The sequence below is a fragment of the Streptomyces sp. NPDC007905 genome (genome assembly GCF_042959345.1).
Lineage (GTDB): Bacteria > Actinomycetota > Actinomycetes > Streptomycetales > Streptomycetaceae > Streptomyces.
This window is the reverse complement of the sequence record NZ_JBIBKS010000010.1, coordinates 76,378-98,060: the sequence shown is the minus strand read 5'-3', so window position 1 is coordinate 98,060 and position 21,683 is coordinate 76,378. Positions and strand designations below refer to the sequence as shown.

Genomic DNA, 21,683 nt, shown 5'->3' with positions numbered 1-21,683 from the left:
GTCAGGACGGGGTACGCGCGGCGGCCAGCAGCCGGTTCACGTCGTCGGCGCAGATGGTGAGGGCGGCGCCGATCGTGGTGAGGGCGTCGCGTTCCGCGGGGGTGTAGGGGCCGTCGGCCAGGGCGATGCGGGCCGCCTGGAGGAAGAGGGACTCGCGGCCGGCCGGGGCGAGGTGCGGGGCGAGCGGGTCGAGGGCCTCGTGCAGCTCTATGGTGAGGCTCGCGCCGCACGGCCCGCCGAGGACCCGGCCGGTGTCGGCGGCGAGGGCGTCGACCAGGGCGGCCAGTTGGTCCTCGGTGCAGTCCTCGAAGCCGGCGGTGCGGACCGCGGTGGCGGCCGTCTCCAGGGCCGTACGGGAGCTGGTGCCGCCCGCGGCGAGGACGGCGAGGGCGACGGTGTGCACGGCGTCGCGGAGCATCGCGGAGAAGCGGCGGGTGGTGGGGTGGTCGAGGACGTCGGTGCCGTAGTGGTGGCCGCAGGACGCGCACTCCACGACCGGTCCGGTCACCCCGCGCGGCAGCACGGGCACGCCGAGGAGGGTGAAGCGGCGGCGGCCGGTCAGCCGCTGGTAGTTGCGGTCGCCTCCGCAGCCGGGGCAGTAGAACTCACCGTCTCCCACGGGTGTCCATGCGGTGCGGGTGCCCAGGATGCGCACAGCCCTGGTGGCACGGCCGTCTCGTCCCCGTACTGGCAGCACGTCGCACCTCCGTAACGACGCGGCAGCATCGCCGCGCTGGCGTGATGTTAGCCACATCCGGGAGGCTGAGTCAGTACCCCGTACGAGACCTGTCCGTTACCTGAGGGGTGCAATGGCCGGCAATCGACGGGGCTCCAGCCGCCGTATGCAGCGACTGGAGCCCCGAAACGCCCGGTCAGAGCAGGGTCAGCGGGTCGCGCGGTTGACCGCGGAGACGACCGCCTTCAGCGACGCACGCGTCGTGTTCGCGTCGATGCCGATGCCCCACAGAACCTTGTCGTCGATCGCGCATTCGATGTAGGAGGCGGCCTGCGCGGAGGCGCCCTCGCTCATCGTGTGCTCCTGGTAGTCCAGCAGGCGTACGTCGATGCCGATGGACTGCAGGGCGTCGAAGAAGGCCGAGATCGGACCGTTGCCGGAACCGGTCAGGACCGTGTCCTCGCCGTCGACGGTGGCCTCCACGGTCAGGGTGTCGACGCCGTCGGTGTCCGTGGTCGACTGGCCCGTCCTGACCTGGATACGGCCCCAGGGGTTGTCCGGGTTCGGCAGGTACTCGTCCTGGAAGGCCGCCCAGATCTCCTTCGGCGTGATCTCGCCGCCCTCGGCGTCCGTCTTCGCCTGGATGAGCTTCGAGAACTCGATCTGCATCCGGCGCGGCAGCTCCAGCTTGTGGTCGTTCTTCAGGACGTAGGAGACACCGCCCTTGCCGGACTGCGAGTTGACGCGGATGACGGCCTCGTAGGAGCGGCCGACGTCCTTCGGGTCGATCGGCAGGTACGGCACCGCCCACTCGATGTCGTCCACGGTGACACCCTTGGCCCGGGCCTCGGCCTCCATGGCGTCGAAGCCCTTCTTGATGGCGTCCTGGTGGGAGCCGGAGAAGGACGTGTAGACCAGGTCGCCCACGTACGGGTGGCGCGGGTGGACCTCCATCTGGTTGCAGTACTCCCACGTACGACGGATCTCGTCGATGTCGGAGAAGTCGATCTGCGGGTCGACGCCCTGGGAGAACAGGTTCATGCCCAGGGTGACCAGGTCGACGTTGCCGGTGCGCTCGCCCTGCCCGAACAGACAGCCCTCGACGCGGTCGGCGCCGGCCATCAGCGCCAGCTCGGCCGCCGCCACGGCGGTACCGCGGTCGTTGTGGGGGTGGACGGACAGGCAGACGTACTCGCGGCGGGACAGGTTGCGGTGCATCCACTCGAAGCGGTCCGCGTGCGTGGACGGGGTTGAGCGCTCGACCGTGGCGGGCAGGTTGAGGATGATCTCGCGGCCCGGGCCGGGCTGGTAGACGTCCATCACCGCCTCGCAGACCTCCAGGGCGAAGTCCAGCTCGGTGTCGGTGAAGATCTCCGGGCTGTACTGGTAGCCGAAGTCGGTCTCCGGGCCCAGCAGCTTCTCGGCGTACTCCATGACCAGACGGGTGCCGTCGACGGCGATCTGCTTGATGTCGTCCTTGGAGCCGCGGAAGACGACCCGGCGGAAGACCGGGGCGGTGGCGTTGTACAGGTGGACGGTCGCGCGCCTGGCGCCCTTCAGGGACTCCACGGTCCGCTCGATCAGGTCCTCGCGAGCCTGGGTCAGGACGGAGATGGTCACGTCCTCGGGGATCGCGCCCTCTTCCTCGATGATCGAGCGCACGAAGTCGAAGTCGGTCTGGCCGGAGGCGGGGAAGCCGACCTCGATCTCCTTGTAGCCCATCTTGACCAGCTGGTCGAACATCCGGCGCTTGCGCTCGGGCGACATCGGGTCGATCAGGGCCTGGTTGCCGTCACGCAGATCGGTGGAGAGCCAGCGGGGGGCGGCGGTGATCCGCTTCCCGGGCCAGGTGCGGTCCGGGATGTCGACCTGCTCGTACCGGCCGTACTTGTGGATCGGCAGGGAACTGGGCTGCTGGCGGTTGGCCATGATGCGGGGCTCCTTGGAAGGTGTCCGGAAGGACGGCCGACGACGCAACGCCAAGCTCCGCGGGGAGGGAGTCGGCCTCGACTACAGGCCCTCGCCGCGGCAGCTAAGAAGGAGCAGCCCGAAACGCATGATGCTCAGCATGCTAGCCGAGCCGCGCCGGACCGCGAGGGCCCGTATCAGTATGCGGGACCGACGGAATCAAACTGGACAAAAAGTGCGCCATACCACTTTGACTACGCGGAGCAAGGCTGACACCACCGTATTGTCACCGTATTTCAGCAATCATGGTTGCGAGTAGTGACAGGAGCGTCACTCAGTGCAAGGGTGCCCGGCATGACGACCAACGGGGGCTTCCAGCCCGTCTTCTGCACGATCGTGCCGCCGCACGTCCTCGACAAGCTCGCCCGTAACGAGGACCCCGCCCTCTCCGGCCCCGCCCGCCGGTCCCTGGAGCACGACGCCTACCAGCGCACCCACCGCCGCCTGACCACGGTGATCGGCGCGCCCGCCGTCGCCCCGCCCGCCGGTGCCGTGGCCGACCAGCCGCACCGCACCATCTACGACGCCCGGCACCAGCAGGACCTGCCCGGCAGCAAGGTCCGCGAGGAGGGCTCCGAGCCCGGCCCGGACGCCACGGTCAACCGCGCCTACACGGGCCTCGGCGCCACCTTCGAGCTGTACCTGAAGGCGTACGGCCGCAACTCCATCGACGGCGAGGGCCTGCCGCTGGACGCGAGCGTGCACTTCGGCACCGACTACGACAACGCCTTCTGGAACGGCGAGCAGATGGTGTTCGGCGACGGCGACAACGAGATCTTCCTCGACTTCACCATCCCGGTGGACGTGATCGGCCACGAGCTCACCCACGGCGTCACCCAGCACACCGCCAACCTGACCTACTTCGGCCAGTCCGGCGCACTCAACGAGTCGGTCTCCGACGTCTTCGGCTCGCTCATCAAGCAGTACGCACTCGGCCAGACCGCGGCCGAGGCCGACTGGCTGATCGGCGCCGGGCTCCTCGCGCCGCGCGTCACCGGCACCGCCCTGCGCTCGATGAAGGCGCCGGGCACCGCGTACGACGACGACGTCCTCGGCAAGGACCCGCAGCCGGGGACGATGGACGACTACGTCCGCACCGGCCGCGACAACGGCGGCGTGCACATCAACTCCGGCATCCCGAACCACGCCTTCTACCTCGTCGCCACGGCCATCGGCGGCTACGCCTGGGAGAAGGCCGGGCAGATCTGGTACGACGTGCTCACCGGCGGCGGGCTGAAGCAGGACGCCCTGTTCGCCGACTTCGCCACGCTGACCGTGCGGGCCGCCCGCGAGCGGTACGGCGCCGGCGACGAGCTCCAGGCCGTGCAGAAGGCGTGGGAACAGGTCGGGGTGCGGACGCTGTAGATCCGTACTAGACAGTCCCCCATGCGTATTCGAGTGCGGCGCACGGGCGGTTTCGCGGGTATCGAGCGCCAGGCCGAGGTGGACACCTCGGGCCGGCCCGACGCCTCCGAGTGGCACACCCTGGCCGAGCGTGCGATCGCCTCCGGCGACCGCACGCCCCCGGCCGGGGTACCGGACGGCTTCAGCTACGAGATCACGGTGGACGGCCGCACGGCGTACGCGGCCGATCCCCGACTGACCGAGGATCAGCGGGAGTTGATCTCGCGAGTACTGAAGGAGGGGGCCTAGTGTTCTGGTCCTGAGTGCGCGTCTCGTCATGTGAGTCGTCGTTCGGCAACCCCTTTGCCCGCTGAGGCGTTGACGCGCGTTACCCCGGGTAAGGATGATGCCGGCCATGGCGACTGATGCAGGCGACCCGATCCCCCGTTTCCCGGCCGGCTTCCTGTGGGGTGTGTCGACCTCGGCCCATCAGATCGAGGGTGCGGTCGACGAACGTGAGGCATCCGTGTGGGACGTCTTCACGGCCGGGCCGGGGCGGGTGAAGGACGGCTCGACGGCGGCGGTGGCCTGCGACCACTACCACCGCTACCGGGAGGACGTGGCCCTGCTCGCCGGCCTCGGCGTGGACGCGTACCGCTTCTCGATCTCCTGGCCCCGGGTGAACTCCCCCGGCGGCCTGGACTTCTACGACCGTCTGGTGGACGAGCTGTGCGCGGCCGGCGTACAGGCCGTGCCCACCCTGTTCCACTGGGACCTGCCCGCCTCGCTGGACTGGCTGGAGCGGGACACGGCGGCCCGGTTCGCCGAGTACGTCTCCGGGGTGGCCCAACGCCTCGGCGACCGCGTCACCCGGTGGATCACCCTCAACGAACCCGCCGAGCACACCCTGCTGGGCCACGCGCTGGGCGCCCACGCCCCCGGCAAGCGGCTGCTCTTCGACGCGCTCCCGGTCGCCCACCACCAGCTCCTCGCCCACGGTCTCGCGGTACGGGCGCTGCGCGCTGCCGGGGCGACGGACCTCGGCATCGCCAACTCCCACGGCCCCACCTGGCCCGCCTCCGCGGAACCGGCCGATCTGGAGGCGGTGGGCTTCTACGACGTCCTGCTCAACCGGCTGTTCGCCGACCCGGTCGTCCTGGGTGAGTACCCCGAGGGCATCGGCGAGTTGATGCCCGGAGACGTGCACTCCGACCTCGAGGTCATCGGCGAACCCGTCGACTGGTACGGCATCAACTACTACGCGCCGACCCGGGTGGGCGCCCCGCAGGGCACCGAGACCGAGTTCGGGGGCCTCACCATGCCGGCCGAACTCCCCTTCTGCGTCCGGGAGATCGAGGACCGCCCGGTGACCGACTTCGGCTGGCCGGTCGTTCCGGAGGGGCTGACGGAGCTGCTCACGGGGTTCCGCGACCGCTACGGCGACCGGCTCCCGCCGATCGTCATCACGGAGAACGGGTGCTCGTACGAAGGCATCGACGACCAGGACCGGATCACCTACCTGGACGGCCATGTCCGGGCGCTGCACGCGGCGTTGGAATCCGGCGTGGACGTGCGCGGCTACTTCGTGTGGTCCCTGATGGACAACTTCGAGTGGGCGGAGGGCTATGCGCGCCGCTTCGGCCTGGTCCACGTGGACTTCGACGATCCCGCGACGCTGAAGCGCACTCCGAAGGCCTCGTACCACTGGTTCCGGGACCTGCTGCGGGCGCAGAGATGACCACCGCCCGCGCCTCGGCCGCGCTCGCCGAGCCCGTGGAGCCGGTCGGCCGGGGCTGGACGGCAGCACTGTCGCTGGCCAACGGGGCGATCTGGGTGGGCTGGTTCGGCCCGCTGCAGATCCTGCTCGCCTCCCAGGCCGGGGACTTCGCGCCCGGCTCGGGGATGTCCAAGGAGACGATGCTGGCGTGGGTGACGGGCGCGGGCGCGGTGGTCTCGTTGTTCGCCAACCCCTTCTTCGGTGCCCTGTCGGACCGGACCACCGCCCGCCGGGGCCGCCGTACGCCGTAGATCGTGGCCGGTACGGCGGGCGGTGCGCTGTCGCTGCTGCTGCTCGCGGGTGCGGGCGGCCCGTGGACGATGACGCTGGGCTGGTGTCTGGCGCAGCTCACGCTGAACGCGGCCTTCGCGGCGGTGACCGCGGCCGTGCCGGACCGGGTGCCGCGGCTCCAGCGGGGCACCGTGGGCGGCTGGCTGGGTGCGGCGCAGATCCTGGGCGTGGTCGGCGGGACGGGCCTGGCCACCGTGGCGGGCGGGACCGGTGCCGGGTATGTGGCCTGCGCGGTGTTCACGGTGGTGGGCGTGTTGCCGTACGTGCTGCGCCACGAGGATCTGCGGCTGGCGCCGCGGGACCGGCCGGTCTGGTCCTGGCGCGCCTTCCTGGCGGGCTTCTGGCTGAGCCCGCGCCGCTACCCGGACCTCGGCTGGGCGTGGCTGACCCGCTTCCTGATCAACCTCAGCAACTCGCTGGTACTGCTGTACCTCCTGTACTACCTGCGGGACCGGCTGCACTACTCCGACCCCGACCAGGGCGTGCTGCTCCTGACGGCGGTCAACAGCCTGACGCTGGTGGCGGCCGTCGTGGCCGGGGGGATCCGGTCGGACCGGGTGGGCCGCCGCAAGCCGTTCGTCGTGTGGTCCGGCGTGCTGATGGCGGTGGCGACGGCGGCTCTCTCCGGCTGGCAGACCTGGCCGGGCGCGATCGTGGCGGCGGCACTGCTGGGGGTCGGCTTCGGCGTGTTCACCTCGGTCGACTTCGCGCTGATGGCGGACGTCCTGCCGAAGGCGCTGGACCGCGGCAAGGACCTGGGCGTGATCAACGTGGCCAACGCCCTGCCCCAGGTGGCGGCTCCGGCACTCGCCGCCCCGATCGTGACGTACCTGGGCGGCTACCGGGTGCTGTACCTGCTGGCGGCGGTGATCGGGCTGGCCGGGGCGGTGCTGGTGGGGCGGATTCGCGGCGTGGAATGACCGGTCACAGGGCTCCGGCGTCCCGGGCGGCCCACAGGGTCGGATACTGCTGCTGGTGGGACACCCACGAGGTGGCCGTGCGCCAGGCCGCCACCGAACGCTTCCAGCACCCGGTGGTGGGCCTGCTGGAACTGGACTGCGAGATCCTCCTCCACCACGGCCGCCACCAGCTCCTCGTCATCCACACGGCCCGCCCGGGAACGGACTCCTACGAGAGACTGCGGTTGCTGCGGGTGGTAGGACTGCAGGACATGACCCCCCAGGGAGCCGCCGGCTAGAACCCCAGCTTCCGCAGCTGCTTGGGATCCCGCTGCCAGTCCTTCGCCACCTTCACATGGAGGTCCAGGAACACCGGCGTACCGAGCAGGGCCTCGATGTGCTTGCGGGACTTGATGCCGACCTCCTTCAGGCGCTTGCCCTTGGGGCCGATGATGATGCCCTTCTGGCTGGGCCGCTCGATGTAGACGTTGGCGTGGATGTCCAGCAACGGCCGGTCCGCCGGGCGGTCCTCGCGCGGGAGCATCTCCTCGACGACCACCGCGATGGAGTGCGGCAGCTCGTCGCGTACGCCCTCCAGCGCCGCCTCGCGGATGAGTTCCGCGATCATGACCTGCTCGGGCTCGTCCGTGAGGTCGCCCTCGGGATAGAGGGCGGGGCCCTCGGGCAGCAGCGGGATGATCAGGTCGGCCAGCAGGCCCACCTGCTTGTCGCCGACCGCCGACACCGGCACGATCTCCGCCCACTCGAAGCTCAGCTCCTTGCCGAGCTGGTCGATGGCGATGAGCTGCTCGGCGAGGGTCTTGGAGTCGACCAGGTCGGTCTTGGTGACGATGGCGACCTTCGGGGTCTTCTTGATCCCGGCCAGCTCCTTGGCGATGAAGCGGTCACCGGGGCCGAGCTTCTCGTTCGCCGGAAGGCAGAAGCCGATCACGTCCACCTCGGCCCACGTCGTGCGGACGACGTCGTTGAGCCGCTCGCCGAGCAGCGTGCGCGGCTTGTGGAGCCCCGGGGTGTCCACCAGGATCAGCTGGGCGTCGGGACGGTGCACGATCCCGCGTACCGTGTGCCGCGTGGTCTGCGGCTGGTTGGCGGTGATCGCCACCTTCTGCCCGACCAGAGCGTTCGTGAGGGTGGACTTGCCCGCGTTGGGGCGGCCCACGAAGCAGGCGAAGCCGGCGCGGTGGGCGGTCTCGGCCGGCTGCTCGGATGACTGGGTACGGACGCTCATGGCGACCATTGTCCCTGATCCACGAAGCCGTGCCGTACCAGTCCCGGCCACCGGGTCTCCCCGTGAGCTTCCGGAAACCCCCACGCAACGAAACGTCACGGAAACACACCTGTACGCAACCGGAAACGCTCACCGGTGACCCTCTGACGAGCCCCCACACCGTTGGAGACGCCCGTGACCCTCGCCGCCGCTCGCATCGACACCGGCGACACCGCCTGGCTGCTCGCCGCCACCGCCCTGGTCCTGCTGATGACCCCGGGTCTGGCCCTGTTCTACGGCGGCATGGTCCGCACGAAGAGCGTCCTCAACATGCTGATGATGAGCTTTGTGTCGATCGCCCTGGTCACGGTGGTCTGGCTGGCGGCCGGCTACTCGCTCGCCTTCGGTGACGACGCCTTCGCCGGACTGATCGGCGGCCTCGGGCACGCCGGCATGAGCGGCCTCGGCCCGGACAGCGTGCACGGCACCGTGCCCACCCTCCTCTTCGCCACCTTCCAGCTCACCTTCGCCGTCATCACCGCCGCCCTGATCAGCGGCGCGGTCGCCGACCGCACGAAGTTCTCGGCCTGGCTGGTCTTCGTCCCGGTCTGGACCCTGCTGGTATACGTTCCGGTCACCCACTGGGTGTGGGGCCCCGGCGGCTGGATCCTGGACAGGCTCGGGGCGCTCGACTTCGCGGGCGGTCTGCCCGTCGAGATCACCTCCGGCGCCTCCGGTCTGGCCCTGTGTCTGGTCCTCGGGCCCCGGCTCGGGTTCAAGAAGGACGCGATGCGTCCCCACAACCTGCCCATGGTGATCCTCGGCGCCGGTCTGCTCTGGTTCGGCTGGTTCGGATTCAACGCGGGCTCCGCGCTCGGCGCGAACGGCCTGGCCGCGGCCGCCTTCCTCAACACCCTCGCCGCCGGCTGCACCGGTCTGCTCGGCTGGCTCTTCGTCGAACAGAGGCGCGACGGCCACCCGACCACCCTGGGCGCCGCCTCCGGCGCGGTGGCCGGCCTGGTCGCCGTCACGCCCTCCTGCGGCACGGTCTCCCTGCTCGGCGCGCTGGTCGTGGGCCTGGCCGCCGGCGTCGTCTGCTCCTGCGCGGTGAGCTGGAAGTTCAAGCTGAACTACGACGACTCGCTGGACGTCGTCGGCGTTCACCTGGTCGGCGGCATCATCGGCACCGTGCTGATCGGCCTGTTCGCCGAGAAGGCGATGACCGGCGGCGCGCAGGGCCTGTTCTACGGCGGCGGGCTCGCCCCGCTCGGCAAGCAGCTGCTGGCCGTGGTGGTCGTCGCCGGGTACGCGTTCGGGGTGACCTTCGGCCTCGGCAAGCTGATCGACAAGGCGATGGGCTTCCGGGCGAGCGAGGATCAGGAGCACACCGGCCTGGACCTTACGGTGCACGCCGAGACGGCTTACGATCACGGGGTCCTGGGGCACGGTGCCCCGGTCTCCCACTCCGTCCTCGCCGGCTCCTCCACGCAGAAGGTCAAGACCCAGGCATGAAGCTCATCACCGCGATCGTCAAGCCGTACCGCCTCGACGCGGTCAAGACGGCACTTCAGGAGCTGGGCGTGCACGGTCTCACCGTGACCGAGGCGAGCGGCTACGGCCGCCAGCGCGGCCACACGGAGGTGTACCGGGGGGCCGAGTACCGGGTCGACCTGGTGCCGAAGGTCCGCATCGAGGTCGTGGTCGAGGACGCGGTCGCCGACGACGTGATCGACGCGATCGTCAGCGCCGCGCAGACGGGGAAGATCGGCGACGGGAAGGTGTGGGCGCTGCCCGTGGAGACGGTCGTACGGGTACGGACCGGCGAGCGCGGCCCCGACGCGCTCTGACCAGCAGCGCTCCGGTCACCGCTCCGGCCGCGAACAGCAGCCCGGCGCACAGCCAGGGCAGCGCGAGGAAGGAGGCGCTCGCCGACTGACGGGTGTCCTGTGCGCTCGCGGTCACGGTGAGGTGCCCCCAGTCGAGCTGGGGTGCGCCGTGCCAGGCCTCGGTGAGCCGCACCCGCTGCCCCGGCAGCAGCTCGGACGGGATTCCGGTCAGGCCGCGGTCGAGCAGCGTACGGCCGAACAGCCCGCGCGCCCTCAGCCGCACCCTGGGGTCCAGGGTGACGTTCCCGGTGTTGCGCAGGGTGTAGGTGATGGTCGCCGTGCTGTCGCCGAGGCCGGGAACGAGTGGCTGGTGGTGGCCGATGCGCACGTGTTCGACGGAGAGCGCGGGAAGCGTGGGGCCGCCGACCCGGAGGTAGACCCGGGCGCCGACGGCCCGCCGGACACCGAGCGCGAGCCTGCCCCCGCCGGGGGCGCCGCTTCCCCCCTCTCGGGTTCGCCCGAGCGGGTGGACCCCCGTTTCCAGTGCGACGATCGCGCCCGGGTGGTCGCCGGGCTCGGCACCTTGGGGCACACGCAGCGTGAACGGCACGGTGACGGTCCTGTGGCCGGGCACGGTGACGCGTGACAGGGCGGGCTTCGCCCAGGCCCCCACCCCGCGCATACGTTCCTTCAGTGTGCGGACGGCGAACCCGCCGTCGCGCGCGGTGTTGTAGGCGTCGGCCGCGTAGAGCCGGAAGGTGAGCGGCTTGCCGGTCTTGTTGGTGACGGCCACCTTGTCGGTGAGGGTCTGCCCGGGGTCGGCCGAGAGGGAGAAGTAGGGGCGTGCGGCGACCTTCGAGGCGACCGGGTAGACGGACCAGCTGCCGTTGTCGGCGGCCCGCGCGGGGGCGGCCGTCCCGCCCAGGACGAGACAGATGAGGCTCAGGAGGAGGACGTACGGCTTGCGCATGGGTGCGGACCCCCCGTGGGCTCGGGTCGGGCGGGCGGGCGGTCGGGCGAGTGCGGTCCCGTGGTGCGACGGGGGCGCCCGGCCACCGCTGTCGGCGCTCTCAGGTCAGGGTGAGGGTCAGGACGCCGGAGTACGCGCCCGGAGGCGTGAACGCCGGTACGTCCAGGGAGAGTCCGGCGTCGACGGTGAACTCGCCACCGGTGAGCGTGCCGTCGGGGGTCGACGCGAGGGTCGCTCCCGAGGTGCCGACGGTGCCCGTCGAACCGGCCTTGCAGGTGCTGGGGCTGCCCGCCTTGGTCGCGCAGGCGGGGGTCCAGCTCAGCCTGCTCGCGTCGATCTTGGCGCCGGGACCGGTGAAGTCGGTGACCTTGCCGGTCAGGGACCAGCCCGCGGGGCCGCCGCGGAAGTCCTTGACGGTCACCGTCCGCAGGGCTCCGGTGGAGGCCCCGCCCTTGCCGAAGTCGACCGCCGAGAGCGCGACGGCGTCCCCGGCCTGGGACATGGACAGGGTGCCCGCCTTGACGGTGGTGGTCAGCTTCTGGCTGCCGGCCGGGACGGGCGTGTTGTCGTTGACGACGTAGGCCGCGGGGCCCGCGCCCTTGTCCGCGTTCCAGGAGCCGCCCTCGTAGGCCACGATGCCGGTCGTCGTCCTGTCGTTGACGACGAGTGAACCGCTGAAGGAACCCTGGGCGTTCGCGGTCACGGTGGCGGTGTCCGCGGTCTGGGTGGCCCCGGCCCGCCCGGCCAGGGTGACGGTGACACCCGGCGTGAAGTTGCTGCCGTGGACGGTGACGCCGGCGCCCGGGTCACCGGAGGCCGAACCGAGTGAGATGGCTCGGGTGTTGGCCGGTGTCCCGTCGGTGGCCGTGACGGTCTGCGACACCGGGGCGGGCGGGTTGGTGACCGTGCACGGAGTGTCGAGCTCGAGGATGTAGCTGGTGTGGATGTTGTAGTCGCCGGGTGAGAGGGTGATCTGCCCGGCCTTGGTGACGGTGAACGTCCCGGTCATGGAGAAGGACGGGAAGACGCCCTTCCCCGGCACCGGGGTGTTCTTCTTCGGCCCGGCGACCGTGACGTCACCGGTCTGGGCACCGCCGAGGGTGACCTTGCCGGTCGGGGTCATGATGTCGGCCGGCAGGGCCAGGTCGGTGGGGTTGCCGGCGGCGGGCGTGACCACCGTGTAGGTCACGGTGACCGTGTCGCCGACCTTCGGGCCGGCGTTGTCCACCGACACGCTGGCGGTGGTGGTGCCGTCGATCGGCGGGATACCCGCGACGGCGGGCGGGATGCAGTGCGTGGCGAAGTCCACGTTCGTGCCGGCGGCACCGGCCGGACAGGCCAGCGCGCCGCCCGCGGTGACCGCGAGGGCGGTCGCCCCGAGCAGTGACGCCCAGCGCCACCGTCGGGATCTTCGGGGTGTCGAACCCATGGGGCCCCTCCTGAGGGTTGTGGGCGCAGCGGCTCATCTGCGCCAACAGGGGGCATTGATGTGGAGCGGGGGTGAGAAGTCAATGGAGATGCCGCAGAAATCTGACGGATCATCAGTTTCTGCGGCATCCACGGGAGAACCGGAACAGATCGCTCAGTCGAACACGAAGGGGCCGGGCGACTGCTTGGCGGTCGCCGTACAGGTCACGTTGACCCCGAAGATCGTCATCTGCAGCGAGCCGCCGTACGCCTCCAGGCTGTCACCGGAGGCCACGGTGCCGCTGAGCGGGCCGACGGAGACCGGGTCACCGGCGTTCATGGCCGGGTTGGTCGTCCCGCTGAAGACGGCGGTGCCACCGCTCGCCCTGACCAGGGTGAGCTTGGAGGTGATGGAGTCCTTCGCCACCGCGACCGGCGCCTTGACCGCGCTGGAGGTGAGGGTGAAGGTGGCCGAGGTGCCGCTCTGGGTGGCGGTGAGCGTGGCCGTGCCGCCGCCGAAGAAGCCGCAGGTCGCGTTGATGGCCGCCGACTGGGGGGTGACGGCGGCCGCGGTGGGCGCGAAGACGAGTCCGGTGACCGCGAGGGCCCCGGCGACCAGTGCCGCGCCTGTTGCCGTGCGCTTGCCTCTCATGGGGATCCGCTTCCCTTCCCTGTGGGGATGCCATGTGGGGATGGTCGGAAGGTGCGCCGACGAACGGCAGGCCGGGCAGGTGGATGCGGAGACACGGCGCCGGCGGTGCGGATCTGACGGGTCGTCGGAACGTACGGCTCCATTGATGCGCGAGAGCACCGTCCCAACAAGGTTGAATTCCAGCCGACCTTTCGGTCGGCCGGTACGTCAGCCGGCGGAAACGGTGACCCGCACGGTCCCGTCGGGCGAGGCCAGCAACACCGGCGTCCCGGGACCACCCAGGTCGGCTACAGCGGCCCTGTCCTCGGCCGCCACCGACTCCACCTCGCTCACCACCGCCGCCGCCTCCAACGACCGCGCCCCCGAGGCCACGGCCATCGCGACCGCGGTCCGCAACGCGCTCAGCTTCAGCGAAGCCAGCTCCACCGACCCGGCGACGTACGTACGCCCGGTCTCGTCCCGTACGGCCGCCCCCTCGGGCACTCCGTTGCGGGCCCGCGCGGAACGGGCCAGGGTGACGATCTTGCGGTCCTCGGGATCAAGCGCGTTGCTCTCGGTCATGCCCAGAGCATACGAAGCCACCGGAGGCTCACCCCGCCACGGGGTACATCGCGCCGCGCCGGCCCTCGGGAGACGCCAGCCATTCCAGCTTCGCCGCGGTGTTCGCCTCGTCCAGTGGTGTGTGCAGCACGATCATCAGATCGGGGCGGGCCGGCACCTTCAGCACCGTCGACTCCACGACCAGCAGCCCGGCCAGCGGATGCACCAGCTCCTTGCGAACCTGCCCCTGGTCCTCGATGTCCCGCTCCGCCCACAGCGCCACGAACTCGTCACTCGCCGCGCTCACCTCGGCGAGCACCGCCTGGAACCCCTCGTCGTCCGGCCGTGCCGCGCACGCGGCCCGGAACTGCGCCACGACCGTCCGCGCGTTCAGCTCCCAGCTGCTGCTGCGCGACCGGTACAGCGGGTCGACGAAGAAGTCGACGAGGCAGTTCTGGGTGATGTCCGGCCGCATCCCGAGCACGATCGCCGCAGCGTCGTTGTACATCACACAGTTGTAGTACAGGTCCATGATGTGCGCCGGGTACGGCATCCAGGTGTCGATCAGCCGCCGCAGACCGTCGCACATGTCCCGCTTCTCCGGCGCCACTTGGGGCGCCGGCGGGTTCAGCCCGGCCAGCAGGTACAGGTGCCGGCGCTCGGCGTCGCTGAGCCGGAGCACCCGGGCGACGGCGTCGAGGACCTGCGGGGAGACGGAGATGTCCCGGCCCTGCTCCAGCCACTGGTACCAGGAGGCGCCCACTCCGGCGAGCACGGCGACCTCCTCCCGGCGCAGTCCGGGCGTACGGCGCCGGCCCCCGCCACCCGGCAGCCCGGCCTCCTCGGGACTGACCCGGGCCCGACGGCTCATCAGGAATTCGCGCAGCTCGTTCCGCCGATGACTGCGCATCGCCTCCGCAGCGGTCACGTACCGCTCCTCCCCCGTCGTGTCTGGTGGTGCCACCACCACCATAAGTTCCGACTCCCCAGCATTCTTCCGCCCGGCGGAAGCTCTTGCCATGGCGATCGACACCACCACCCAACCCACCGCTCCCGCAGGCGCGTCGCTCGGCACCCCCCGGCTGTCGACGCGTGACAAGCTCGTCCTGTTCGTCCTGTGCGCGGCCCAGTTCATGGTCGCGCTGGACTTCTCCGTCCTGAACGTGGCCCTGCCCGACCTCGGCACCGACCTCGGCATGAGCCGCTCCGCCCTGCAGTGGGCGGTCACCGCGTTCGCGCTCCCGTCCGGTGGCTTCCTGCTGCTCTTCGGCCGGATCGGCGACCTGTACGGCCGCCGGAAGCTGTTCCTGACCGGCCTGGCCCTGTTCGGCGCGGCCTCGCTGCTGGCGACCCTGGCCTGGGACCCCACGTCCTTCCTCACCGGGCGCGCGCTGCAGGGCCTCGCCGCGGCGGCGATCGTGCCGACCGGCATGTCCCTGCTCACCACCACCTTCCCGGAGGGCCCGGCCCGCGACCGCGCCCTCGGCATCTCCGGCACGCTGCTGTCGCTGGGCTTCACGGTCGGCATGGTCGCGGGCGGTGCCCTGACCGACGCCCTCGGCTGGCGCTCCACGATGGCTCTGCTCACGGTGTTCGCGCTGATCGTGCTGCCGCTGGCGCCGGGCCTGCTGCCCGAGTCCCGCACCCCTGACCGCCCGCGGCTCGACGTGCCTGGCGCGGTCACCGTCACCGCGGGCCTGCTGTCGCTGATCTACGCCCTGTCCACGGCCGCCGACCACGGCTTCGGCCGCCCCGACGTCATCACGGCACTGATCGCCGGTCTCCTGCTGCTGGCCGCGTTCACGTTCGTGGAATCCCGCTCGGCGGCGCCCCTGGTCTCCCTCCCCATGCTGCGCCGCCGCACGGTGGCCTGGGGCAACGTGGGCGGTCTGGTCACCTTCTCGATGATGTCCACGGTGATCTTCGTCCTGACCCTGTACCTCCAGGAGACCCTGCGCCTGTCGGCCTTCGAGACGGGCCTGGTCTTCGGCTTCCAGGGCGTGCTGTCGGCCGTCGCCGGCACGATGGCCCCCAGGGTCATCGGCCGCTTCGGCGCCCGCCGCACCCTGGTCGGCTCGCTGACCGGACAGGGCGCGCTGGTCGCCACCCTGCTGCTGCTGAACACCCACCCCTGGTCGGTCTGGCTCGCCACGGCCGCCGTGTCGCTGGCGAGCGTGTGCCACCTGGGCGCGATCATCTCGTACGGCCTCACGGTCACCTCCGGCGTCCCGGACGAGGAACAGGGCCTGGCCACCGGCCTGGTGACCTCCACCCAGCAGGTCGGCATCACGGTGGGCATCCCGCTGCTGGGCGTGCTGGCGACCACCTCCCGCGACCTCCTCTCGGGCGTCCACACGGTCCTCGCCCTGGACGCGGCGATCGTCCTGACCGCCGCCGTCCTGGTCGGACTGGGTCTGCGCCGAGGTCAGTCCAGGGTCTGAACGATCTCACTCCGCGCGGCCGTGTGCACCACACGGCCGCGCGCGCCGTTGACCAGGGAAGGCGCGACATGGCCGCACTCGACGTCGGCGACGATCGGTACCCCGAGCGGGCCGAGGGCGTCGAGGACGGCCTCGTGCTGGGTGAGGGTGGGGCCGTGGGGGGCGTGGGTGCGGCCCACGAGGACGGCGGCCGCGCGGTCGAAGAAGCCGGCGAGGCGCATGCCGTGCAGGTTGCGGCAGATGGTGAACGCGTTGTCCTCGCAGGCCTCGACGTAGACGAGCAGCGGCTCACCGGCGGCGAAGGACGAGGTGTCCAGGTACGGCGTCCCGGCGAGGTTGGCGAGGGTCTCGGTGCAGCCGCCGATCAGCCGGCCCTCGACGTCCACGTCACCGGTGCCGTCGAGGCGGGTCCAGGTGCCCTCGGCGTCCAGCGTGAAGTCCCGTACGAACGCGTGGGACCGGTAGTCGTCGAAACCGTCGGAGCGGTGGCGGCCCGGCGGGGTCTGGGTGAACGGCCCGCCCTGCGCCGCGGCGACGATGTCGAGCCAGGACAGCAGGCCCTCGGGCGTCCGGTAGGGCGTGTCCATGACGTTGTTGCCGTGCACGGTCGCGGTACCGGTGAGCAGCGTCAGCGGGGTGATCAGGGTCGCCATGTCGGAGTAGCCGACGACCCAGGTCGGCTCGGGCCGCCCGATCCGCTCGAAGTCGAGCAGCGGCAGCAGGTCGATCGCGGTCTCCCCGCCCCACGGCGGGACCGCGGCGCGGATCGCCGGGTCGGTCAGCATCTCGGTGAGTTCGGCGGCGCGTTCGGCGGCCGGGCCGCTGATGTGGCCCGAGCCGTCCATGCACCGGCCGACGACCACCTCGTACCCGAGCGCCTCCAGGTCGCGTATCGCCACATCGAGGCGCCCGCGCATCTTCTCGGCCACCTCCGCTGGAGGGGGACGTCACGCCGACACGGTCACCGGGCGCAGCGGGCGCGGGTGTCGAACGGTCACACGCCGGATTCTGACACGGGCTCAGCAGCTGCCGACAAGGGATTCACGCCCGGTCCAGCCGCAGCCGCTCCGCCCTCGGCAGCCCCGCGACGACGAGGTCGTACGAGTCCTCGATCAGCTCACGCACCAGCCGGTCCGGCAGAGCGCCGTCCACGGTCACGGTGTTCCAGTGCCGCTTGTTCATGTGCCAGCCCGGGACGATCAGTTCCTCGTGCTCGCCGCGCAGCCGGATCGCGTCCTCCGGGTCGCACTTGAGGTTGACCGTCAGGGGCCGCGCGCCCAGGTTCGTCAGGGCGAACATCTTGCCGAGGACCTTGAAGACGGAGGTCTCCGGGTTGAACGGAAAGTCCTCCACGGCCGCGTTGAAGGACAGGCAGAAGGCCCGCAGCTCCTGAGGTGTCACTCGGGCTCCTCCTCCTCGGCGGCCCCACCGGCCGGCTCCACCAGCACGGTGACGATCTTGTTCCGGCGACCGGCCGCCGCCTCCGCCGTGAGCTTCAGGCTGCGCCCGTCGGGCAGTTCCACCTCGGCCGAGGCTCCGGCGATGGGGACGCGGCCGAGCGCCTTGGCGAGCAGTCCGCCGACGGTCTCCACGTCCTCGTCGTCGTACTCCTCCAGGCCGTACAGCTCGCCCAGGTCGGTGATGTCGAGGCGTGCGGTGACCCGGTAGCGGTCGTCGCCGAGGTCCTCCACGGGCGGCAGCTCGCGGTCGTACTCGTCGGTGATCTCGCCGACGATCTCCTCGAGGATGTCCTCGATGGTGACGATCCCGGCGGTGCCGCCGTACTCGTCGATGACGACGGCGACGTGGTTGCGGTCCTTCTGCATCTCGCGCAGCAGGTCACCGGCGTTCTTGGTGTCGGGTACGAAGACGGCCGGGCGCATGGCCGTGGACACCAGGTCGTTCTCGGCGTCGCGGCTGATGTGCGTCTTGCGGACCAGGTCCTTCAGGTACACGATCCCGACGATGTCGTCCTCGCTCTCGCCGGTGACCGGGATCCGGGAGAACCCGGAGCGCAGGGCGAGGGTGAGGGCCTGGCGGATGGTCTTGTACCGCTCGATGACGACCAGGTCGGTGCGCGGGACCATCACCTCGCGCACCAGGGTGTCGCCGAGTTCGAAGACCGAGTGCACCATGCGGCGCTCCTCGTCCTCGATCAGCGACTCCTTCTCGGCGAGGTCGACCAGCGCGCGCAGCTCGGCCTCGGAGGCGAACGGGCCGCGCCGGAAGCCCTTGCCGGGGGTGAGCGCGTTGCCGATGAGGATGAGGAGGGACGGGATCGGGCCCATGATGCGCGCGAGGGGCAGCAGCACGTACGCCGCCGCCGTCGCCGTGTTCAGCGGGTGCTGGCGGCCGATGGTGCGCGGGGAGACGCCGACGGCGACGTACGACACCAGGACCATCACGCCGATGGCGACCAGCAGGGCCTGCCAGGTGGCCTCGAACTCCTGCAGGCACGCGTACGTCACCAGGGCCGCGGCCGCCATCTCGCAGGCGACGCGGACCAGCAGGGCCACGTTCAGGTAGCGGGTGGGGTCGGCGGCGACCTGGGCCAGCTTGGCGCTGCCGCGCCGCCCGTTGCGTACGGCCTCCTCGGCGCGGAAGCTGGAGACGCGCGCGAGGCCCGCCTCCGCGCAGGCGGCGAGCCAGGCCACGACGACCAGCGCGATCGCGCCGACCACGATCTGCGGACTCATACGGGGACCGGCCCGCCTACGAGACGGTCGGCGCCGGGGACGGCCCGGTCAGCCCCCGCTCGGCCCGCCATCCGTCGACGATGGCGGCCTGGAGCCCGAACATCTCGGCCTTCTCGTCCGGCTCCTCGTGGTCGTACCCCAGCAGGTGCAGCACGCCATGGACGGTGAGCAGCTGGAGCTCCTCGTCCATGGAGTGCTGTGTGGGCGCCTCCGCCCCCTGCTTGGCGGCGACCTCCGGGCACAGCACGATGTCGCCGAGCAACCCCTGCGGCGGCTCCTCGTCGTCCTTCGACGGCGGCCGCAGCTCGTCCATCGGGAACGACATGACATCGGTCGGACCCGGCAGGTCCATCCACTGGATGTGCAGCTGCTCCATGGCGTCGTCGTCCACGACGATCACCGAGAGCTCGGAGAGCGGGTGGATGCGCATCCGCGCGAGCGCGTAGCGGGCGATGTCGAGGATCGCCTGTTCGTCCACCTCGGTGCCGGACTCGTTGTTGACGTCGATCGACATGGTCGTGCTGGTCTACTTCCCCTTGGGAGCCTTGGCGCCGGTCCTGCCACGGCCGCCCTTGTGGGTGCCGTTCTCGGTGCCGTGCTGGCTGTCGTACAACTCGTACGCGTCGACGATACGGCCCACCAGCTTGTGCCGTACGACATCGTGGGACGACAGCCGGGAGAAGTGCACGTCCTCGACGCCCTCCAGGATCTCCTGAACCTGCCGCAGACCGCTCTTGGTGCCGTTCGGGAGGTCGACCTGGGTCACGTCACCCGTGATCACGATCTTCGAGTCGAAGCCGAGGCGGGTGAGGAACATCTTCATCTGCTCGGGGCTGGTGTTCTGGGCCTCGTCGAGAATGATGAAGGCGTCGTTCAGGGTCCGTCCACGCATGTACGCGAGCGGCGCGACCTCGATCGTCCCGGCCGCCATCAGCCGTGGGATCGAGTCCGGGTCGAGCATGTCGTGCAGCGCGTCGTACAGCGGGCGCAGGTAGGGGTCGATCTTCTCGTAGAGCGTGCCGGGCAGGAAGCCGAGCCGCTCTCCCGCCTCCACCGCCGGGCGGGTGAGGATGATCCGGTTGACCTGCTTGGACTGCAGGGCCTGTACCGCCTTGGCCATGGCCAGGTAGGTCTTGCCGGTGCCGGCGGGGCCGATGCCGAAGACGATCGTGTGCTTGTCGATCGCGTCGACGTACCGCTTCTGGTTGAGCGTCTTGGGGCGGATCGTGCGGCCGCGCGAGGAGAGGATGTTCTGCGTCAGTACCTCGGCCGGGGTCTCCGGGCCGTCGCTCGTCCCGTTCTCACTCGCCTTGAGCATGGCGATCGAGCGTTCCACTGCGTCCTCCGTCATCGGCTGCCCGGTGCGGAGCACCAGCATCATCTCGTCGAACACGCGCGAAATGAGGGCGACGTCCACGGGGTCGCCGACCGCGCTGATCTCATTGCCCCGGACATGGATGTCGGCTGCCGGGAACGCCTTCTCGATCACGCGCAGGAGCGAGTCACCAGAGCCCAGCACGGTGACCATGGGGTGCTGGGCGGGGACGGTCAACTGCGCTCTCGCCTGCTCCTGCGCGGGGGTGTGAGCTGTTGGTGTCTGAGTCATGGGCCGGCTCTGTAGGCCTGCGGTTCCTCCTCGTCACGGCCGCATAGCTGAGGGCGGCCTCGCACTGTCCAGAGTACGACGGTGCACTGACACAGCCGTAGGACTTTTCCCGGGGCCGCTTCCGGCCGCCCGGGCCGGAAGCCGCGTTTCCCGGCCGGGCGGCCGGAAACGGGCGGTCACGTCGAGCGCCGGAACCCGATGGTCGGCACGGCCCTGCGCAGCGGCCACGGCCGGTCCAGTTCCTCCGGGACGAGGCCGTCGAGAAAGGCGTACCGCCGCAGACCGGCCGGATCCTGCCCCTCCACCGACTGCACCCTCCGCCACCACGCCCCGATCTCCGACCAGCCCGGGGCCGACAGCGAGCCTCCGAACTCCTGGACGGACAGAGCCGCCGTGAGCCCCGCGAAGGCGAGGCGATCGGCGAGCGGCCAGCCGGCCAGCGTGCCGGTGACGAACCCGGCCACGAAGACGTCCCCCGCACCGGTGGGGTCCAGTGCCTCCACCGCGATGGCGGGCACCTCGGCCGTCTCCCCCGTACGCCGGTCCACCGCGTACGCCCCTTTCGCGCCCAGCGTCACCACGGCCAGCGGCACATGCTCGGTCAGCGCGTGCGCGGCCGCCTTCGGGCAGTCGGCCCCCGTGTACCGCATCGCCTCCGCCGCGTTGGGCAGGAACGCCTCGCAGTGCCGGAGGTCGGTGAGAGCGGACAGATCCCACTGCCCCGTGTCGTCCCAGCCGACGTCCGCGAAGATCCGGGCACCCTCGCGCGCGGCCGCGGCGATCCAGGGGGCGTGCCTGCCGGGGGTGAGCGAGGCGACGGCCGCACGCGCGCGGGACGGGACGTCCGGTGCCGGCTCCTCCGGCGGCGGTTCGTGCCCGTGGGACACCATGGTCCGCTCGCCCTCGTAGGCCATGGAGACGGTCACCGGCGAGTGCCAGCCGGGCACCGTCCGCGAGGGCCTGAGGTCGATGCCCTCGCCCTGTTCCAGCGCGTCCCAGCAGTACTCGCCGTAGTGGTCGTCCCCGAAGGCCGCCGCGAGGGACGTCCTCAGGCCGAGACGGGCGAGCGCGGTGGCCATGTTGGCGACCCCGCCCGGGCTGGAGCCCATCCCCCGGGCCCAGGACTCGGTGCCGCGCACGGGCGCCGAGTCCAGGCCGGTGAAGATGATGTCCAGGAAGACCGTGCCCGTGAGATAGACGTCCCAGGGCGGATCGCCCGGTGCGCGCAGGGCCGCCAGCGGGTCGACCTGGGCCTGGCGGCGCGCTGCCTGCGTGAGGTGCTCCGGTTCCTCTCCGGCGATCAGGTGGGACGGGGTCACGGTGCGCTCCCTGACGTGGTGCGGATCTGGCCAGTGTGCACCA

20 protein-coding genes and 2 pseudogenes are annotated in these 21,683 nt (G+C 71.0%); 8 read left to right on the top strand and 14 right to left on the bottom strand.

Features of this window, described 5'->3' with window-relative positions:
- Position 1: 1 nt before the first annotated feature.
- Complete coding sequence (locus ACFZDC_RS19305) at positions 2–697, bottom strand: TerB family tellurite resistance protein (RefSeq protein WP_391325262.1); 696 nt, start codon at positions 695–697, stop codon at positions 2–4.
- A gap of 186 nt (positions 698–883) precedes the next feature.
- Positions 884–2,605: a 2-isopropylmalate synthase gene (gene leuA, locus ACFZDC_RS19300; RefSeq protein WP_391325260.1), complete on the bottom strand. Its 1,722-nt coding sequence runs from the start codon at positions 2,603–2,605 to the stop codon at positions 884–886.
- A gap of 333 nt (positions 2,606–2,938) precedes the next feature.
- Between leuA and ACFZDC_RS19295 the strand changes: the two genes are divergently transcribed.
- From ACFZDC_RS19295 to ACFZDC_RS19275, 5 genes and pseudogenes are all read left to right on the top strand, one after another.
- Complete coding sequence (locus tag ACFZDC_RS19295) at positions 2,939–4,009, top strand: M4 family metallopeptidase (protein ID WP_391325258.1); 1,071 nt, start codon at positions 2,939–2,941, stop codon at positions 4,007–4,009.
- 21 nt (positions 4,010–4,030) lie between these two features.
- Positions 4,031–4,297 (top strand): protealysin inhibitor emfourin, encoded by a 267-nt coding sequence (locus ACFZDC_RS19290; protein ID WP_391325256.1) that lies wholly within the window; start codon positions 4,031–4,033, stop codon positions 4,295–4,297.
- Between the two features lie 106 nt (positions 4,298–4,403).
- Positions 4,404–5,726: a GH1 family beta-glucosidase gene (locus tag ACFZDC_RS19285; protein WP_391325254.1), complete on the top strand. Its 1,323-nt coding sequence runs from the start codon at positions 4,404–4,406 to the stop codon at positions 5,724–5,726.
- Positions 5,723–6,976: pseudogene (locus tag ACFZDC_RS19280) on the top strand (MFS transporter). Before ACFZDC_RS19285 ends, ACFZDC_RS19280 begins: the two are co-directional and overlap by 4 nt.
- 56 nt (positions 6,977–7,032) lie before the next feature.
- Positions 7,033–7,254: pseudogene (locus ACFZDC_RS19275) on the top strand (transcriptional regulator); the annotation flags it as partial.
- On the opposite strand, the gene era reads toward ACFZDC_RS19275, so the two are convergent.
- Positions 7,251–8,204 carry a GTPase Era gene (gene era / locus ACFZDC_RS19270; RefSeq protein ID WP_391325252.1) on the bottom strand — a complete coding sequence of 318 codons (954 nt, stop codon included), beginning with the start codon at positions 8,202–8,204 and terminating at the stop codon, positions 7,251–7,253. The pseudogene ACFZDC_RS19275 and the gene era overlap by 4 nt on opposite strands.
- Positions 8,205–8,378: 174 nt before the next feature.
- On the opposite strand from era, the gene ACFZDC_RS19265 reads away from it, so the two are divergent.
- Both ACFZDC_RS19265 and ACFZDC_RS19260 read left to right on the top strand, forming a co-directional pair.
- Complete coding sequence (locus ACFZDC_RS19265) at positions 8,379–9,695, top strand: ammonium transporter (protein ID WP_391325250.1); 1,317 nt, start codon at positions 8,379–8,381, stop codon at positions 9,693–9,695.
- A complete protein-coding gene (locus tag ACFZDC_RS19260) occupies positions 9,692–10,030 on the top strand; it encodes a P-II family nitrogen regulator (RefSeq protein ID WP_391325248.1) in 339 nt (112 codons plus the stop codon). Before ACFZDC_RS19265 ends, ACFZDC_RS19260 begins: the two co-directional genes overlap by 4 nt.
- On the opposite strand, the gene ACFZDC_RS19255 is transcribed toward ACFZDC_RS19260, so the two are convergent.
- The 5 genes from ACFZDC_RS19255 to ACFZDC_RS19235 all read right to left on the bottom strand — a co-directional run bounded on the left by ACFZDC_RS19255 (position 9,924) and on the right by ACFZDC_RS19235 (position 14,488).
- Positions 9,924–10,979, bottom strand: a complete 1,056-nt coding sequence (locus tag ACFZDC_RS19255; RefSeq protein WP_391325246.1) for a WxL protein peptidoglycan domain-containing protein — start codon at positions 10,977–10,979, stop codon at positions 9,924–9,926. The genes ACFZDC_RS19260 and ACFZDC_RS19255 overlap by 107 nt on opposite strands.
- A gap of 100 nt (positions 10,980–11,079) precedes the next feature.
- Positions 11,080–12,408 (bottom strand): beta-xylosidase, encoded by a 1,329-nt coding sequence (locus tag ACFZDC_RS19250; protein WP_391325244.1) that lies wholly within the window; start codon positions 12,406–12,408, stop codon positions 11,080–11,082.
- Positions 12,409–12,561: 153 nt separating this feature from the next.
- Positions 12,562–13,038 (bottom strand): hypothetical protein, encoded by a 477-nt coding sequence (locus tag ACFZDC_RS19245; RefSeq protein ID WP_391325242.1) that lies wholly within the window; start codon positions 13,036–13,038, stop codon positions 12,562–12,564.
- A gap of 207 nt (positions 13,039–13,245) precedes the next feature.
- The gene (locus tag ACFZDC_RS19240; RefSeq protein WP_391325240.1) at positions 13,246–13,599 is read right to left on the bottom strand and encodes a cytidine deaminase; all 354 of its coding nucleotides are present in this window, start codon (positions 13,597–13,599) and stop codon (positions 13,246–13,248) included.
- A gap of 28 nt (positions 13,600–13,627) precedes the next feature.
- Entirely contained in the window at positions 13,628–14,488 is an 861-nt protein-coding gene (locus ACFZDC_RS19235; protein ID WP_391325643.1) for a helix-turn-helix domain-containing protein, read from the bottom strand.
- A 109-nt stretch (positions 14,489–14,597) separates the two neighbouring features.
- On the opposite strand from ACFZDC_RS19235, the gene ACFZDC_RS19230 reads away from it, so the two are divergent.
- On the top strand, positions 14,598–16,019 hold the full coding sequence (locus ACFZDC_RS19230) for an MFS transporter (protein ID WP_391325238.1): 1,422 nt from the start codon (positions 14,598–14,600) through the stop codon (positions 16,017–16,019).
- Here ACFZDC_RS19230 and ACFZDC_RS19225 read toward each other — a convergent pair.
- The 6 genes from ACFZDC_RS19225 to ACFZDC_RS19200 all read right to left on the bottom strand — a co-directional run bounded on the left by ACFZDC_RS19225 (position 16,004) and on the right by ACFZDC_RS19200 (position 21,640).
- Positions 16,004–16,936, bottom strand: a complete 933-nt coding sequence (locus ACFZDC_RS19225) for an LD-carboxypeptidase (protein WP_391325237.1) — start codon at positions 16,934–16,936, stop codon at positions 16,004–16,006. The genes ACFZDC_RS19230 and ACFZDC_RS19225 overlap by 16 nt on opposite strands.
- Before the next feature lie 124 nt (positions 16,937–17,060).
- Entirely contained in the window at positions 17,061–17,420 is a 360-nt protein-coding gene (locus ACFZDC_RS19220) for an MmcQ/YjbR family DNA-binding protein (protein WP_391325235.1), read from the bottom strand.
- A complete protein-coding gene (locus ACFZDC_RS19215) occupies positions 17,417–18,715 on the bottom strand; it encodes a CNNM domain-containing protein (RefSeq protein ID WP_391325233.1) in 1,299 nt (432 codons plus the stop codon). Before ACFZDC_RS19215 ends, ACFZDC_RS19220 begins: the two co-directional genes overlap by 4 nt.
- A gap of 16 nt (positions 18,716–18,731) precedes the next feature.
- Positions 18,732–19,229, bottom strand: a complete 498-nt coding sequence (ybeY, locus tag ACFZDC_RS19210; protein WP_391325231.1) for an rRNA maturation RNase YbeY — start codon at positions 19,227–19,229, stop codon at positions 18,732–18,734.
- Between the two features lie 12 nt (positions 19,230–19,241).
- Positions 19,242–20,321: a PhoH family protein gene (locus ACFZDC_RS19205; protein WP_391325229.1), complete on the bottom strand. Its 1,080-nt coding sequence runs from the start codon at positions 20,319–20,321 to the stop codon at positions 19,242–19,244.
- A gap of 176 nt (positions 20,322–20,497) precedes the next feature.
- Entirely contained in the window at positions 20,498–21,640 is a 1,143-nt protein-coding gene (locus tag ACFZDC_RS19200) for a PfkB family carbohydrate kinase (protein ID WP_391325228.1), read from the bottom strand.
- Positions 21,641–21,683: the final 43 nt, after the last annotated feature.

Bases quoted from the DNA above. Each gene is read 5' to 3' on its own strand.
- leuA (WP_391325260.1), bottom strand. From the start codon at position 2,605: ATGGCCAACCGCCAGCAGCCCAGTTCCCTGCCGATCCACAAGTACGGC.
- ACFZDC_RS19295 (WP_391325258.1), top strand. From the start codon at position 2,939: ATGACGACCAACGGGGGCTTCCAGCCCGTCTTCTGCACGATCGTGCCG.
- ACFZDC_RS19290 (WP_391325256.1), top strand. From the start codon at position 4,031: ATGCGTATTCGAGTGCGGCGCACGGGCGGTTTCGCGGGTATCGAGCGC.
- ACFZDC_RS19285 (WP_391325254.1), top strand. From the start codon at position 4,404: ATGGCGACTGATGCAGGCGACCCGATCCCCCGTTTCCCGGCCGGCTTC.
- era (WP_391325252.1), bottom strand. From the start codon at position 8,204: ATGAGCGTCCGTACCCAGTCATCCGAGCAGCCGGCCGAGACCGCCCAC.
- ACFZDC_RS19260 (WP_391325248.1), top strand. From the start codon at position 9,692: ATGAAGCTCATCACCGCGATCGTCAAGCCGTACCGCCTCGACGCGGTC.
- ACFZDC_RS19255 (WP_391325246.1), bottom strand. From the start codon at position 10,979: ATGCGCAAGCCGTACGTCCTCCTCCTGAGCCTCATCTGTCTCGTCCTG.
- ACFZDC_RS19250 (WP_391325244.1), bottom strand. From the start codon at position 12,408: ATGGGTTCGACACCCCGAAGATCCCGACGGTGGCGCTGGGCGTCACTG.
- ACFZDC_RS19245 (WP_391325242.1), bottom strand. From the start codon at position 13,038: ATGAGAGGCAAGCGCACGGCAACAGGCGCGGCACTGGTCGCCGGGGCC.
- ACFZDC_RS19240 (WP_391325240.1), bottom strand. From the start codon at position 13,599: ATGACCGAGAGCAACGCGCTTGATCCCGAGGACCGCAAGATCGTCACC.
- ACFZDC_RS19235 (WP_391325643.1), bottom strand. From the start codon at position 14,488: ATGCGCAGTCATCGGCGGAACGAGCTGCGCGAATTCCTGATGAGCCGT.
- ACFZDC_RS19230 (WP_391325238.1), top strand. From the start codon at position 14,598: ATGGCGATCGACACCACCACCCAACCCACCGCTCCCGCAGGCGCGTCG.
- ACFZDC_RS19225 (WP_391325237.1), bottom strand. From the start codon at position 16,936: ATGCGCGGGCGCCTCGATGTGGCGATACGCGACCTGGAGGCGCTCGGG.
- ACFZDC_RS19215 (WP_391325233.1), bottom strand. From the start codon at position 18,715: ATGAGTCCGCAGATCGTGGTCGGCGCGATCGCGCTGGTCGTCGTGGCC.
- ybeY (WP_391325231.1), bottom strand. From the start codon at position 19,229: ATGTCGATCGACGTCAACAACGAGTCCGGCACCGAGGTGGACGAACAG.
- ACFZDC_RS19205 (WP_391325229.1), bottom strand. From the start codon at position 20,321: ATGACTCAGACACCAACAGCTCACACCCCCGCGCAGGAGCAGGCGAGA.